Annotated in this window: 13 protein-coding genes; 7 read left to right on the forward strand and 6 right to left on the reverse strand. The window is 39.8% G+C overall.

The genetic code is table 11. From position 1 onward, the window contains the following. Positions 1-21 precede the first annotated feature (21 nt). Entirely contained in the window at positions 22-720 is a 699-nt protein-coding gene (locus U1E44_RS13160; protein ID WP_322931559.1) for a hypothetical protein, read from the reverse strand. 185 nt (positions 721-905) lie between these two features. Between U1E44_RS13160 and U1E44_RS13165 the strand changes: the two genes are divergently transcribed. Together U1E44_RS13165 and U1E44_RS13170 are read left to right on the forward strand one after the other, a co-directional pair. After that, entirely contained in the window at positions 906-1,793 is an 888-nt protein-coding gene (locus U1E44_RS13165; RefSeq protein ID WP_322931560.1) for a PPK2 family polyphosphate kinase, read from the forward strand. Beyond that, entirely contained in the window at positions 1,786-3,177 is a 1,392-nt protein-coding gene (locus tag U1E44_RS13170; RefSeq protein ID WP_322931561.1) for a M28 family peptidase, read from the forward strand. The genes U1E44_RS13165 and U1E44_RS13170 overlap by 8 nt, the downstream gene beginning before the upstream one ends. 673 nt (positions 3,178-3,850) lie before the next feature. On the opposite strand, the gene U1E44_RS13175 is transcribed toward U1E44_RS13170, so the two are convergent. The 4 genes from U1E44_RS13175 to nusB form a co-directional block, all read right to left on the reverse strand. Continuing rightward, positions 3,851-5,200 carry a Gfo/Idh/MocA family protein gene (locus U1E44_RS13175; RefSeq protein ID WP_322931562.1) on the reverse strand — a complete coding sequence of 450 codons (1,350 nt, stop codon included), beginning with the start codon at positions 5,198-5,200 and terminating at the stop codon, positions 3,851-3,853. Positions 5,201-5,313: 113 nt separating this feature from the next. Continuing rightward, positions 5,314-5,601 (reverse strand): preprotein translocase subunit YajC, encoded by a 288-nt coding sequence (yajC, locus tag U1E44_RS13180; RefSeq protein WP_322931563.1) that lies wholly within the window; start codon positions 5,599-5,601, stop codon positions 5,314-5,316. A 10-nt stretch (positions 5,602-5,611) separates the two neighbouring features. Beyond that, positions 5,612-6,079 carry a DUF1573 domain-containing protein gene (locus U1E44_RS13185; protein WP_322931564.1) on the reverse strand — a complete coding sequence of 156 codons (468 nt, stop codon included), beginning with the start codon at positions 6,077-6,079 and terminating at the stop codon, positions 5,612-5,614. A gap of 134 nt (positions 6,080-6,213) precedes the next feature. After that, complete coding sequence (gene nusB / locus U1E44_RS13190; RefSeq protein ID WP_322931565.1) at positions 6,214-7,161, reverse strand: transcription antitermination factor NusB; 948 nt, start codon at positions 7,159-7,161, stop codon at positions 6,214-6,216. Between the two features lie 152 nt (positions 7,162-7,313). Here nusB and U1E44_RS13195 point away from each other — a divergent pair, with 152 nt between their 5' ends. The 4 genes from U1E44_RS13195 to U1E44_RS13210 all read left to right on the forward strand — a co-directional run bounded on the left by U1E44_RS13195 (position 7,314) and on the right by U1E44_RS13210 (position 12,704). After that, a complete protein-coding gene (locus U1E44_RS13195; protein ID WP_323673903.1) occupies positions 7,314-9,068 on the forward strand; it encodes an ABC transporter ATP-binding protein in 1,755 nt (584 codons plus the stop codon). A 78-nt stretch (positions 9,069-9,146) separates the two neighbouring features. Continuing rightward, positions 9,147-9,518, forward strand: a complete 372-nt coding sequence (locus U1E44_RS13200) for a PUR family DNA/RNA-binding protein (RefSeq protein WP_322931567.1) — start codon at positions 9,147-9,149, stop codon at positions 9,516-9,518. Positions 9,519-9,595: 77 nt separating this feature from the next. Next, positions 9,596-12,118, forward strand: coding sequence for a M14 family metallopeptidase (locus U1E44_RS13205; RefSeq protein WP_322931568.1), 2,523 nt, complete (start codon positions 9,596-9,598; stop codon positions 12,116-12,118). Between the two features lie 31 nt (positions 12,119-12,149). Continuing rightward, positions 12,150-12,704, forward strand: coding sequence for a thioredoxin family protein (locus tag U1E44_RS13210; protein WP_322931569.1), 555 nt, complete (start codon positions 12,150-12,152; stop codon positions 12,702-12,704). Between the two features lie 68 nt (positions 12,705-12,772). On the opposite strand, the gene U1E44_RS13215 is transcribed toward U1E44_RS13210, so the two are convergent. Next, positions 12,773-13,318, reverse strand: a complete 546-nt coding sequence (locus tag U1E44_RS13215) for a YfiT family bacillithiol transferase (RefSeq protein WP_322931570.1) — start codon at positions 13,316-13,318, stop codon at positions 12,773-12,775. Positions 13,319-13,523: 205 nt separating this feature from the next. On the opposite strand from U1E44_RS13215, the gene U1E44_RS13220 reads away from it, so the two are divergent. After that, positions 13,524-14,162, forward strand: a complete 639-nt coding sequence (locus tag U1E44_RS13220; RefSeq protein WP_322931571.1) for a peroxiredoxin — start codon at positions 13,524-13,526, stop codon at positions 14,160-14,162. Positions 14,163-14,255: the final 93 nt, after the last annotated feature.

Consider the following 14,255-nt stretch of genomic DNA (forward strand, 5'->3'; position numbering starts at 1 on the left):
ATCTTCACTTTTCAAGAAGACCTAATTGGGACACTCGCCCAGTTTTGTAAGAGCGGCTGCCGTAATTTTTCGGGTTTTTAAATAATAATATTTTTTACCCTCACTAAGCTCGGGCTTCAACAACTGTTGCTCACAGTTTCGTTCTATTCGCTTCGCAAATTCGTGTGCTTTTTTACAGTCTGCCGTGGTTATTACTTCATCTAGAGAATTTTCAAATTTTTCCAAACTTAGATCTATTTTTTGTTGCAGTGCTTTGGATGTGATTCCTTTCGTTTTGGAGGGTAAAAGAGCCGGTTCACTACTGTCTTTAGTGTTCAAAACCAAACTGTCCGAGCTGTAATGCTCTTCGTGTAAATCGTGTTCATAAATCGCTTCTATACTGCCTTCTACATTTTCAACTACACGTTGCAGTACCAATTTAGTTGCACTCAAAGACTGCACCTTTGTGGCAATCTTTAGGTCTTCTAACCCAATGCCAATTAAGGTACTGGCGTATTTGCAGCCACAAGAATTTAGTTGTTCTTTCGATTTCTCTATGGCATTTAAGGCCTTGTATGCAAAAAAGCGGGACATATTAATGTCTTCCGTTTCTAAAGCCTTCAGTGTTTGTGTTTTTACAAAACTAAGATTAGAACCTGCATATTCGCAAGCGCTACTGTTCCTAAAGGCACTTAAGAAAAGACCCGAAACCACAAGACAGCATACACTAAAAGTTTTCATGAAGTAGGTATTTTACGACTCGATTTAGGATGAAAGTCACGCATAAAGATAGGTGCCCATACTTGTTTCCCCATATTTATTCGTTTAACTACCTTTCAAAAAGGGTATGTGGTTAAAAATGAAAACTTTTGGCAATACGCATATTTTGTTTGACCTTCGTAAGCATAAACGGTTAAAGGATTGAAATGAAAGTACTAAATACAAACTCTTACAGAGCCACCGAGTCTTTTCAGTTGGCCGATCATCCTACCAACGATGACTTGGGCGCTTCAGAAAAAAAACTTGAGAAGCATTTAGAAAAAGTGAGAACGGAATTGGGGCAATTTCAAGACGTACTTTATGCTCACGCAAAGTATAGCGTGCTTATTTGTTTGCAGGGCATGGACACTTCCGGAAAGGATAGTCTTATTCGGGAGGTTTTTAAAGACTTTAATGTTCGGGGTGTGGTAGTACACAGTTTTAAAGTACCTACCGCTCTAGAACTTAAACACGATTATTTGTGGCGGCATTATATAGCACTTCCGGAAAAAGGGAAATTCGGTGTTTTTAATAGAACTCATTATGAAAATGTTTTGGTTGCCAGAGTGCATCCGGAGTATATTATGGCAGAACATATACCCGGAGTGCATGGTGTTTCTGATATTGATCAGGCATTTTGGGAGAGGCGTTTTGAACAAATTAATAATTTTGAAAAGCATTTGGCCGACAACGGCACCATCATTTTTAAATTTTTTCTAAACCTCTCGTTAGAAGAGCAGCGGTTGCGGTTACTACGGCGTTTGGAATTGCAGGAAAAAAACTGGAAATTTTCCTCGGGAGATTTAAAAGAACGTAAATTGTGGCCCGAATATCAGAAATGTTATGAGGAAGCCATTCGCAAAACATCCAAACCTCATGCCCCTTGGTTTGTGATCCCGGCAGATACCAAGGAAGCAGCTCGGGTCATTGTGGCCTCTATTCTGCTTAAAGAGTTAAAAAAATACAAAGATATTGCTGAACCTGAGTTAGACGATAAAATAAAGGCTAATTTAGAAGAGTATAAAAAACAGTTAGAGAACGAAAAAAATGCATAAGATTACCATTGCCTTACTTTTCATTGCCCTTCAGAGTTTGGCTCAAACCAATGATGAAAAACAGATAAAATCCTTGTACCATGCTGCACTTAGTCAAGGAAAGGCGTACGATTGGTTAAATCATTTATCGAATCAAATAGGAGGTAGACTCTCCGGTTCCATACAGGCGCAACAGGCCATAGACTACACCAAAGCACAACTGGAAACACTAGGTTTGGATAAGGTGTGGCTACAACCTGTTATGGTTCCCAAATGGGTACGAGGAACTCCGGAGTTTGCCTATATAGAGAGTGATTCGGGTTTAACCAACAATGTGCCTATTGCAGCCTTGGGAGGATCTGTGGCAACCCCATCGGGAGGTATAAAAGCAAATGTTATTGAAGTGCAATCTCTAGAAGAACTCAACTCACTAGGACGTCAAAAAATAGAAGGTAAAATCGTCTTTTTCAATAGACCGATGGATCCTAGCTTAATTAATACGTTTCAGGCTTATTCCGCTGCGGTAGACCAACGTGCAAGCGGAGCGGTTGAGGCTGCCAAGTATGGTGCGGTAGGGGTTATTGTGCGCTCTTTAAATCTGCGTTTAGACGATTTTCCGCATACGGGCGCAATGAATTATGGTGATACTCTAGAGAAAGACCGGATTCCGGCTGCGGCCATTAGCACCAATGGGGCGGAATTATTGAGTACTACCCTAAAATTAAACCCCAACATTAAATTCTTTTTTACGCAATCGTGCAGATCATTTGCAGACGTAAAGTCGTATAATGTCATTGGTGAGATAAAAGGAAGCACGCATCCCGAAGAAATTATAGTGGTGGGTGCACATTTGGATTCTTGGGATCTTGGAGACGGCGCACATGATGACGGGGCAGGTTGTGTACAAAGTATGGAAGTGCTTCGGCTTTTAAAACTTTCGGGATATACGCCTAAGCGTACCCTAAGGGTCGTTTTATTTATGAATGAAGAAAATGGTCTAAGAGGAGGGCATGCGTATGCCGCAGACGCTAAAAAGAAAAATGAAAATCATATTTTAGCCTTAGAGAGTGATTCCGGAGGGTTTAGTCCAAGAGGGTTTTCTTTTGATACTTCCAAAGAGCGTTTTGAACAATTTTTGAGATGGAAACCGCTTTTTGAACCCTATTTGGTGCATTCGTTCACCCTTGGGGGGAGTGGTGCAGATATTGGACCTTTAAAAAACGGTTCTACTGTGTTAGCCGGTTTGCGACCCGATTCGCAGCGCTATTTTGATCATCATCACTCGGCCAATGATACTTTTTCACAGATCAACCGAAGAGAACTGGAATTGGGTGCCGCTACCATGGCAAGTTTAATCTATCTAGTGGATACCTACGGTATTTTAGAGCCTTCAGTTTCAAAATAATCCATAAGAATTTAGGTACAACTACAGGTTGCGAAGTTCCATTTTTTGAACTTTCGTTACAGGTCAAGAGTCATCTAGATTACGGAATCACTTGAACTGCCCATTTCGGATTAACCGAACTGCCGTTATTGCCTTTTTGTTGGCAGATAGTGGAAAATGATTCTACAATACCCCCATAAAAATCGTTTTTCTATAATCGTAGAAGCGGTATCTTAAAAAATTACAAAAAAGTATTTGGATAATGCGGAATCATTTTTGTTTATAATGAACTTGGTAATGGCACTTACAAAACGGATGTAATCAACCCATTCATGCACACAGATGATGCTCTTTTGGTTCAATCTAAAGATTCCCCGACCCTTGGGTTGGAGTTTCCTATTTATCGCTCCTTTGGAGAGGTCGGAACTGCCTTTTTGCAGTTCCGGGTGAGGTAAAATACAACATTTCGGTTTTTGGCACAAAGACCAAAATGAAACTAGCGCAATCCGTACTGAGCGCAGTAGAAGTATACCCCTATGGCTTACCTCGGGGATAGTCAGTTTCAAGAAATTTTTTATTTTTAAAGAACGGAGCAATGCCGTTAATAAACAGAAGAAGGATAGCAACACAAAAAAGTGGATCCAACATCACAGAACACGCACTTCATCTTATATTTAATTGCCAAAATAGGGTGCTACACCCTAGGTAATTCCCAATTGTTTTGGTAGTTGGCATTTAAAAATTTGTTTGCGCTTTCATCTGTAAATTTACCTTTAGCAGCATCCCAATAGATACGGTTTCCTGTTTTAAAGGCTACATTGCCCATATGGCACACTAATGCGGCATCGTAACCTACTTGTATTGGTCCTTTTAGGATTGTAGTATCCCGGCTTTTTACCGCTTCAATAAAGTTTGCCGTATGTAAATCCAAACCATTACCTTGGTTTTGTTGCAGCGGAACAGACTCCATTCGTTTACCCGGCTCTTCACCCCACCCTTTGAACACATTTTCCGAAATTACCTCCCAGCCATTGCGATCTAAGACCAAAGTGCCGTTGTTTCCTATGAAGGCAATCCCATGGTTGCGCCCGTAATTTCCACCATCAATGCCAGTGGCGTGTTCCCAAAGGATGGAGAATTCATCATATTCGTACACAGTTTGCAACGTATCGGGTGTTTCGGCGGCATCATTGGGATACGCAAATTTTCCACCTAGCGCCATTACAGATTTCGGAGTAGCGGCTTTCATTCCATACAAGGCATAATCCATGAGGTGAACCCCCCAATCGGTCATTAGTCCGCCCGCATAATCCCAATACCATCTAAAATTAAAATGAAAACGGTTGGGATTAAAAGGTCGTTTGGGAGCCGGGCCAAGCCACATGTCGTAATCTACCCCGGCGGGGACGGGAGCATCGGGTATCTGAGGAATAGAGGCCATCCAGCCCTGATACGCCCAAGCCTTAGCCAAACGAATATTGCCTAATTGCCCAGAATGCACAAAATTAATGGCATCTACAAAATGTGGCTGGCTTCTTTGCCACTGCCCAATTTGAACCATACGGTCGCTACCCTGCACCATTTTAAGCATTACATTAGATTCTTCTATGGAATTGGCAATCGGCTTTTCACAATACACATCTTTTCCGGCTTGTAGAGCATGGATAAGTTGCAAACAATGCCAATGATCTGGAGAGCCAATAATAACCACATCGACATCCTTGTTTTCTAATAATTTACGGTAATCGCGATACCATATTGGCTTTGGAATACCGGCCTTTTCCAAATCTGCAGTACGCTGGGTAAGTACGTTTTCATCAACATCGCACAGGGCTATAACTGAGATTTCACTCATTTTTAGCATGGAGCTAAGGTCACTAAACCCCATTCCTTTACACCCAATTAAACCCACGTTAATACGGTCATTGGCACTTACTTTTTTTCGTAACGTAGCCAATAGTTCCATAGGAAAGAGAAAAGATGTTCCGGCACCTAAAAGAGCCAAGGAACTATTTTTAACGAATATTCTTCTACTAGAACGCATAACAACCTCTTGTTTAAATTACCGCCTTGAAGATAAGAATTTCTTGAAGATATCGCATAAAAAAACACCGCATAACATACGGTGTTTTTTTGGTATATGTCTTTTTATGAATTTTATTTTTTCTCTGGGGCATTCAACTTTTTGCTCAACTCCATAGAAATGGAAGAGCGATCGAACTTAATTTTGCCGGCCATGGTTTCTAAAATACAGGAAAAATCAGCATCGTTTAAATCTACGATTTTTCCATGCATGCCACTTTTGGTAATTACCTTATCCCCTCGTTTTAAGGTATTCATAAAATTCTTTTCTTCTTTTTGACGCTTTCGCTGCGGTAAAATAATGAACACAAAGAAAACAACAAAAATTAATATAAGCGGAAGAAACGGATATTGTTCGAACATTGAAGAAGGCTTATAGTGGGCTGCCTGAGGTGGCGCCTTTAGGGTTTACAAATGCTTTTATCCTTAAAATTTCGGATCCTTTCTCGGTATTGGCTGTTACCGTAATGGTCTTGGTAACCTGATTTTGGCCGGCACCATTAAATTTAACCAACAACTCCCCGCTGTCTCCAGGAAGAATTGGGTCTTTTGGCGGATCCGGAACGGTGCAACCGCAGCTGCTTGTAGCATTGGTGATAATAAGTGGCGCGTTTCCGGTATTGGTAAATTTGAATACGGTTTCTTGCGCTGCGTTTTGTTCAATGACTCCAAAATCATGTTCCGATTTTTCAAAGGTCATTACCGGTAAACTTTTAGAAGCTTGATCCCTTTCGGAAGCTACTTCTACATTTGTTGCATTAATTTTGTCCGAAGCCTTTTCCTTGCACGAAACAAAAGCCATCAAAGAGACGCAAACTAAAGATGTCAATACGTTTTTCATTTGTTTAATTTTATTTGTTTTTAATAGTCGCATTAAACGCCCAAAATGAGGCACCTTTGTTTCCGTGGAATTTTGGGTGCCGGCGTAACATGTTTTTTACTTAATCCATTGTTGCAAAATTAAGTATTATTTTTTTATAACAGTCCCCTGCCTTCTTTTTTTAACTTACCGCTTTCCTGATATTCTTTGACCAACTTATCTAGAATGCCATTGATAAATATGCTGCTCTTCGGTGTAGAGTATTCTTTGGCAATCTCAACGAACTCATTTAAGGTCACTTTTTCGGGTATCGAAGAAAAACTGAGCAACTCGCAAATGGCCATTTTTAAGAGGATGGAATCAATATCGGCGATACGTTCTTTATCCCAATTTGGGGTTTTTCCTTCCATTTCCTTTTCCCATTTTTCTCGGTGCAAAAGGGTTTGGCTAAGTAGCTGTCCTGCAAATTCTAAATCGGCTTCATCCTTCAGCAAACGGGGAAGAAAATAGGTGTCTTTCTGATCGGGCTTTGCTTTTTTTAATAATTTATACAAATAGGTATTCACTATGGGAATATCATCGACCCAAGTAAGCTTGTCATCTTCCAAATAATCGTAAATTTTGTCGTTTGGTGCTATTATTTCTTTAAATAAATAAAGAACCAGTTCTTTGTCTTCCTCAAAAGAATGCTTCGCCTTTTTCATGTACTTTTGGTACATTTCGCTTTCCACAATTTCTTTGTAAACGATTTTTACGTACTCCTCGTTTAAATACCAATTTTTTAACTTTCGTTGCGCTAATTGATATTGCAAGGATTTGTTTTGACTTAACATCACTAAAAATTCATTTTCAATAAATTTCTTTCGGTTAGGGTAGGTGTCAGAAGCATTGGCCAAGTACTTTTTGGCAGACAATTGAATCTGTTCCGAAGCCATAGCGTGTACTTCTACCAAAAGACTTAGCATTAACAGATAAAGGTTGTAGGTGTTCTCGATACTCGCTTCTAAAAAACCGCGTTGCCGATCTATGGATTCATCTTTGGAGAGGGTTTTGGCATAAATACATTGCATAACTTTTACCCTGAGATGCCTTCTTGTGAGCATTTTAAAAGAACTTTAGTGGAATAATACCATTTTCACTGCAAAAGTAGTACTATAATTTCAATTTTATCTTATCCACTTTAGAACATTTCCTTTTAATGCCAAACATGTATCTTTGGGCATTGTTTGTGCAAACAGCCGAACGAATATTCCGGATGAAAGAACTAAAACACCTCAATAAATACTTCAAAAAATACTGGCTGCAACTTTTGGTAGGTATTATTATTACCATTATTGCAAGGGTTTTTCAGTTGCTTATGCCCACCTATGTAAATAAGTCTATTAAATCCGTTGAAGAATTTTTAAAAGGCGATCTTTCGGAACAGTTGGCCCGTGGGCAACTCCTGGAATTTATTTTCATTATTGTGGGTGCTGCCCTGCTATCTGCCGTATTTACCTTTTTTATGCGGCAAACCTTAATTAAAGTTTCGCGCTACATTGAATATGATCTTAAAAACGAAATATTTGATCATTACCAAATTCTTAATCTGGATTTTTACAAGAAAAACAGAACAGGTGATCTTATGAACCGTATTACGGAAGATGTGAGCCAAGTTCGCGATTACACGGGTCCGGCCATAATGTACGGGATTCAAACGCTTACCCTTTTCGTGATTTTAATTCCGTTAATGTTTATTAAAGCACCCGAATTGGCTTTTTATACAGTGCTTCCCCTCCCGGTACTTTCTGTCCTTATTTACAAAATAAGTAGAATCATACATCGCCGAAGTACTATTGTACAGCAGTTTTTATCGCAGCTATCTACCTTTACCCAAGAATCATTTTCGGGCGTATCGGTAATAAAGGCCTATAACCTAGAACCCAAAATTAATGCCGAATTCCGAGCCCTATCCATAGAGGGTAAAGATAAAAGCATGAGTTTGGCCAAAGTCAACGCTTGGTTTTTTCCGTTAATGATTTTGCTTATCGGTATAAGTAATGTATTTGTTATTTACATTGGGGGTAAACAATATATAGATGGTGAAATTGCCTCTGTAGGTATTATAGCCGAATTTGTTCTTTATGTAAACATGCTTACGTGGCCAGTGGCTGTAGTAGGCTGGCTTACCAGCATTGTGCAGCGGGCTGCTGCTTCTCAAAAAAGAATCAATGAATTTTTAAGCACACAACCTAGCATTGTAAACGAGGTAGCTATGCCCACCTCCATCGTTGGGAAAATAGTGTTCAAAAATGTTTCGTTTACGTATTCCGACACCCAAATTAGAGCCTTAAAAAACATTTCTTTTACCATAAATCCGGGAGAAACAGTGGCTATTATCGGGAAAATAGGCTCCGGCAAATCTACTATTTTAGATTTGGTAGCTCGTTTATACGACGTGTCTTCCGGCGAAATTTATATTGACGGTGTTCCTATAAAAAAATTAAATTTGCACAGCCTTCGTTCGGCTATTGGTGCTGTACCTCAAGATGCCTTTCTCTTTTCAGACAGTATTGAAAACAATATAAAATTCGGGAAAGCGAACGCTACGGATGAAGAAGTTGTAGCCGCTGCAAAAAAAGCAGTGGTACATGAAAACATATCGGAATTTACGCATCAATACAACACCATACTCGGAGAACGAGGCATCACCCTAAGTGGCGGGCAAAAACAACGCGTATCCATCGCAAGGGCATTGCTTAAAGATCCGCAAATCTATTTGTTTGATGATTGCCTCTCAGCAGTAGATACCGAAACGGAAGAAGAAATTTTAGAAAATTTAAAAAAAGCGGCCCAAAACAAAACCACCCTTATTGTGAGCCACAGGGTGTCGTCTGCCAAGAATGTAGATAAAATACTTGTTTTGGAAGAAGGTACGATATTGCAAGAAGGTACCCATGAGGAACTTATTGAAAAGGATGGCTATTATAAAACACTCTATATAAACCAACTCTCTGAGAAAGAAAACTAAAAAAATGTTGTCGGATTAGCATTTTTTTTCCATTTTTGATTGAATTTACGTTATAAAAATAACTATATACGAGATGATATGAGCGAGAAAGATTTAATTGATCAGGAAGAAATTTATTCCAAAGTATTACGAGCTGGAAGAAGAACGTATTTTTTTGATGTACGAAGCACTAAAGCCGGAGATTATTACCTTACCGTTACGGAAAGCAAAAAATTTACACATGATGACGGTTCTTTTCACTACAAAAAACACAAAATTTATTTGTATAAGGAGGACTTCGCTGCCTTTAAAGAGCATATTGATGAAATGATGGACTTTATTGTGGACCAAAAAGGCACGGAAGTTATTTCGGAACGGCATCAAAAGGATTTTAAAAAAGAAGAGTTTGAAGAAGATATTGCCGATACACCTAAAGGTAAATTTTTGGATGTTGATTTTGACGACATTTAACGGTGTACAATTATTAGGTAATAACGACCCACGGTTTAGGGTCGTTTTTCTTTTAAATCTCATTTAAACTTGGTACTATGAACAAATGGTTGTTTTTTTTATTTTTTATAGCAGCACTTACTTTAAAAGCACAAGAAAGAATAGATCTAAACTACTATCTGCCACAAGATATAACCTACGATGGCAGCATACCAAAACCGATGGATGTTATAGGTCATGAGGTGGGCGAATGGCATGTAACGCACGATAAACTTATTCAGTATATGCAAAAGTTGGCCGAGGTAAGCCCTCGGTTTAGTTTGGAAAATAGAGGAGCAACCTTCGAAGGGCGGCCTTTGCTTCTGCTTACGGTTACTTCGCCTAAAAACCACGGCAACTTAGCGCAGCTTCAAAAAGAACACGTACAACTTTCGGAGACCGACGGAAGCACATTAAATGTGGAGAACATGCCTGTTGTAGTATACCAAGGCTTTTCCATTCATGGTAACGAGCCTAGCGGGTCTAATGCTGCATTAGCCTACGCATACTACTTAGCCGCCGCACAGGGACCGGAAATTGAGGCGCTATTAGATCAATTAATTATCTTATTGGATCCCTCCTTTAATCCGGATGGATTGCAACGCTTTGCCTATTGGGCCAATACCAACAAAAGTGCAATCCTAAATCCGGATAAAAACGAGCGCGAATATCATGAGGTTTGGCCTGGCGGACGCACCAACCACTATTGGTTTGATATGAACCGGGATTGGCTTCCTGTGCAACTTCCCGAAAGTAAGGCGCGTATAAAGTCGTATCACCAATGGCTACCCAATATCCTTACAGATCATCACGAAATGGGAACCAATTCCACTTTCTTTTTTCAACCGGGTGAACCTTCCAGAGTACATCCGTTAACACCCAAGATTAATCAAGATCTCACTATGGAGATCGGTACGTATCACGCCAAGGCTTTAGACGGTATTGGTTCGCTATATTACACGCAAGAAAACTACGACGATTATTATTACGGTAAAGGTTCTACGTTTCCAGATATCAATGGAGCCATAGGAATTTTATTTGAACAAGGAAGTTCTCGGGGTCATATTCAAGAAAGCGAAAACGGAGTGGTTACCTTTCCGTTTACTATCCGGAATCAATTTCTAACGGCCTTATCTACCATAGAGGCTGCCTTTGCTATGCGTACTAAACTATTAACATATCAACGTAATTTTTATAACGATGTGCGTGCCGAAAGTACCAAAAGCAAAACAAAGGCAATTGTTTTTGGTGATGCCAAAGACAGGGCCAAAACCCATCATTTGGCCGAAATTTTAGAGCGTCATAACATTCGCTTGCACGCGCTCTCCAATGATGTAACTCTCAACGGAAAGTCCTTTACGAAAGAGGCAAGCTATGTGGTTCCTTTGCAGCAAAAGAATGCTAAAATAATACAGGCCATGTTCGAAAAGAGAACTACGTTTACGGACAGTCTCTTTTATGACATCTCGGGGTGGACCTTTCCAATGGCGTTTAATGTAGATTATGCCGAACTTCCTAATATAGGTCTTGCGGGATCTGAAATACCGGAACTACAACCCCTCAGTGGAAGCGTATCTGCAATAAGCACGTACGCGTATTTGTTTGAGTGGAATGAATATTACACACCCAAAGCACTTCATCAAATTTTACAGAAAGGACTGCGAGCCAAAGTGGCCAAATCGCCCTTTTCCTTAGAAGGCAATCGGTATGACTATGGCACGATAATGATACCCGTTCAAAACCAGATCTTAGATCCCGAGGCACTCTTTTCCTTTCTGAATCAAGTAGCGAAGGAAAGTTTCCTGCAAATCCAAGCAGTAAGCACAGGACTTACGCAAGGCATCGACTTGGGGAGTAACGAATTTGATCCTTTAGAAAAACAAAAGGTAGCGCTGGTAGTAGGCCGAAATTTTACCTACACGGATGCCGGAGAAATTTGGCACTTGTTTGATCAACGCTACGACATGCAGCTCACCAAAATTGACATCGACTATTTCAATTCCGTGGATTTGAATGGGTATACGGCTATTATCATCCCAAATTCTAGAGGAACTACGTTAGACAAGCGTATGGCCGACAAACTCAAGGATTGGGTAAAGAATGGGGGAACACTTATTGGGTATCGCAACGCCGCACAATGGTTAAGTAGGAACGAATTTATAAGCCTCGATTTTAAAAAAGATACCTTAGTGGCAAAAAACATTGCCTTCGATCAGAAAAGAAACTTTGAGGGTGCTCAGAATATGGATGGTGCCATTTTTAAGGCGACTCTAGACCGATCTCATCCTATTACCTATGGATTTAAAAACGAAGAACTGTCTGTTTTTAGAAATACCAATATTTATATTACGGCAGACAAGAATAGCTATAATAATCCTATTAAGTATACCAATAATCCATTACAAAGCGGTTATATATCCAAAGAAAATTTAGCGCTATTAAAAAATACGGTACCCTTTAAGGTACAGCGTGTAGGCCAGGGTAGGGTTATTGTTTTTACCGATAATACTAATTTTAGAGCGTTTTGGTACGGTACAAACAAATTATTGATGAATGCCATTTTCTTTTCAAAAATTATGTAATCTCGTACCTTTGTCTTTTAAAGGAGGAAAAATGGCACGAACAGCAAGCAATATGCTACCCTTAGGTACGGTGGCACCAAATTTTGAGCTTTTAGACACCATAAGCGGAAAAAAGGTAGGTTTAGAGCAGTGTAAAGGTAGTGTAGGCACTTTAATTGCCTTTATTTGTAACCACTGTCCGTTTGTGAAACACATTAATAAAGAACTGGCTCAATTGGGTAAAACGTACCCTGAAAAGGGTATTGGGTTTGTGGCCATTTCTAGTAATGATATCGAAAATTACCCCGAAGACGCTCCGAATCTTATGAAGCAAACAGCCTTGGCAGAAGGTTATGCATTTCCTTATTTATACGATGAAGACCAAGGGGTGGCTAAGGCGTATGATGCTGCCTGTACCCCGGATTTTTACATTTTTGATGCTGATTTGAAATTAGTATATCGGGGTCAGTTGGATGATTCTCGTCCCGGAAATGGTATACCGGTTAGCGGTAAAGACATCTGTGATGCATTGAATGCCCTTGTAGCCGGAGAATCTGTAAACCAAATGCAAAAGCCTAGTATTGGATGTAATATTAAGTGGAAGTAAACACTCATTTTTGTTCTAACGGAGCTACTAAAATGGAACAACGGCGAGGTAGCGCCCAACGGAAAAATTTACAACCAACCTTCTCGAACCAACGCATTCTTTATGTGTGTGTAATGATGTTTGCCGTGCCAAGCATATCTACCGATAGTTTCTTTAATACTATAAACGGTTTCTCCATCAGGATGTATGTAGGTACGCTCCAAATCACTGGGAGACAGCCCTTTTAAAAGAAAGACCATTTTGGCATGAACAGCAGAAAGACCGTTTAAGGAAAGGGATATAGGAGCCGTACGCGCATCAAACAAAATACTCCATTGCTTCTCATCATATGGTTTTATGGTAGGAAGATCTTCGGTTAACGCCCATTTAAATCGAATATAGCTGTTAAAATGACTGTCTGCCAAATGGTGTATCACTTGCCTTATGGTCCACCCTTCGGGTCGGTAGGGCGTATTCAATTGAGTATCCGATAGCGGAGCTACTAAAGAAGCCAAATCTTCCGGCAAAGCTTCCAACTCTATTATCCACTCCATTATGTCGGTATCGCTAATGATTTTTGGAGTTGTAAATCGGCCTATAGGATATTGCATGGCAGCCAGCGTTTCTTTATTCATTTTTTCAATTATTTTTGCGAATTACTGCTATCATAAGAATCACTAGATTGAGGCATGGAGAATGAGGCTCAACTTTTGATAACAGTGTTCAAATTACATAATTCAAAAATAAAGTTTAATACAATTTTAACCGACAAAGCTTACCGTTTTATTTTTAATCTATTAATTTTATGGAGTATAAATAATTCATCTTAAAACAAAAAATATGGCTACCATACGATTGGGCGACGTTGCCCCAGATTTTACGGCAGAAAGCTCTGCCGGCACACTGAATTTTTATGAGTATCTCGGCGATGGTTGGGGCATTTTATTTTCTCATCCGGCCGATTTTACACCGGTATGCACCACTGAATTGGGTACGGCTGCAAAATTTAAAGGAGAATTTGATAAACGCAATGTAAAAATGCTTGCTTTAAGTGTAGACGGTCTTCAATCGCATTCGGATTGGATTAAGGACATTAATGAAACGCAGCAAACAACTATCAATTTCCCGATTATTGCCGACGAAAACAAAAAGGTATCTACACTGTACGATATGATACATCCTAACGCAGACAACAATCTCACCGTGCGTTCAGTGTACATTGTGGCTCCGGACAAAACCGTAAAATTAATCCTGACGTATCCTGCTTCTACCGGCCGTAATTTTTATGAACTGCTCCGGGTTATAGACTCTTTACAACTTACTGCCTATCATAAAGTGGCTACGCCTGCTAATTGGGAGCATGGAGATGAAGTTGTGGTTAGTCCGGCCATTTCTACGGCCGATGCCAAACACATTTTTCCTAAAGGGGTAAATGAGGTGAAACCGTATTTGCGCTTAACCCCGCAACCGAACATATAAAAGCCCATAACTTGCCCGAATGGTAGAGTCGGGTTTGCCTTTAAAAAATCGGAAAAAGCCTTTCGTATATGGAAGGCTTTTTTCTTGTAAAGG

It is taken from the genome of Aurantibrevibacter litoralis, assembly GCF_034651555.1.
Classification (GTDB): domain Bacteria; phylum Bacteroidota; class Bacteroidia; order Flavobacteriales; family Flavobacteriaceae; genus Aurantibrevibacter; species Aurantibrevibacter litoralis.

Bases quoted from the DNA above. Each gene is read 5' to 3' on its own strand.
- U1E44_RS13160 (WP_322931559.1), bottom strand. From the start codon at position 720: ATGAAAACTTTTAGTGTATGCTGTCTTGTGGTTTCGGGTCTTTTCTTA.
- U1E44_RS13165 (WP_322931560.1), top strand. From the start codon at position 906: ATGAAAGTACTAAATACAAACTCTTACAGAGCCACCGAGTCTTTTCAG.
- U1E44_RS13170 (WP_322931561.1), top strand. From the start codon at position 1,786: ATGCATAAGATTACCATTGCCTTACTTTTCATTGCCCTTCAGAGTTTG.
- U1E44_RS13175 (WP_322931562.1), bottom strand. From the start codon at position 5,200: ATGCGTTCTAGTAGAAGAATATTCGTTAAAAATAGTTCCTTGGCTCTT.
- yajC (WP_322931563.1), bottom strand. From the start codon at position 5,601: ATGTTCGAACAATATCCGTTTCTTCCGCTTATATTAATTTTTGTTGTT.
- U1E44_RS13185 (WP_322931564.1), bottom strand. From the start codon at position 6,079: ATGAAAAACGTATTGACATCTTTAGTTTGCGTCTCTTTGATGGCTTTT.
- nusB (WP_322931565.1), bottom strand. From the start codon at position 7,161: ATGCTCACAAGAAGGCATCTCAGGGTAAAAGTTATGCAATGTATTTAT.
- U1E44_RS13195 (WP_323673903.1), top strand. From the start codon at position 7,314: ATGAAAGAACTAAAACACCTCAATAAATACTTCAAAAAATACTGGCTG.
- U1E44_RS13200 (WP_322931567.1), top strand. From the start codon at position 9,147: ATGAGCGAGAAAGATTTAATTGATCAGGAAGAAATTTATTCCAAAGTA.
- U1E44_RS13205 (WP_322931568.1), top strand. From the start codon at position 9,596: ATGAACAAATGGTTGTTTTTTTTATTTTTTATAGCAGCACTTACTTTA.
- U1E44_RS13210 (WP_322931569.1), top strand. From the start codon at position 12,150: ATGGCACGAACAGCAAGCAATATGCTACCCTTAGGTACGGTGGCACCA.
- U1E44_RS13215 (WP_322931570.1), bottom strand. From the start codon at position 13,318: ATGAATAAAGAAACGCTGGCTGCCATGCAATATCCTATAGGCCGATTT.
- U1E44_RS13220 (WP_322931571.1), top strand. From the start codon at position 13,524: ATGGCTACCATACGATTGGGCGACGTTGCCCCAGATTTTACGGCAGAA.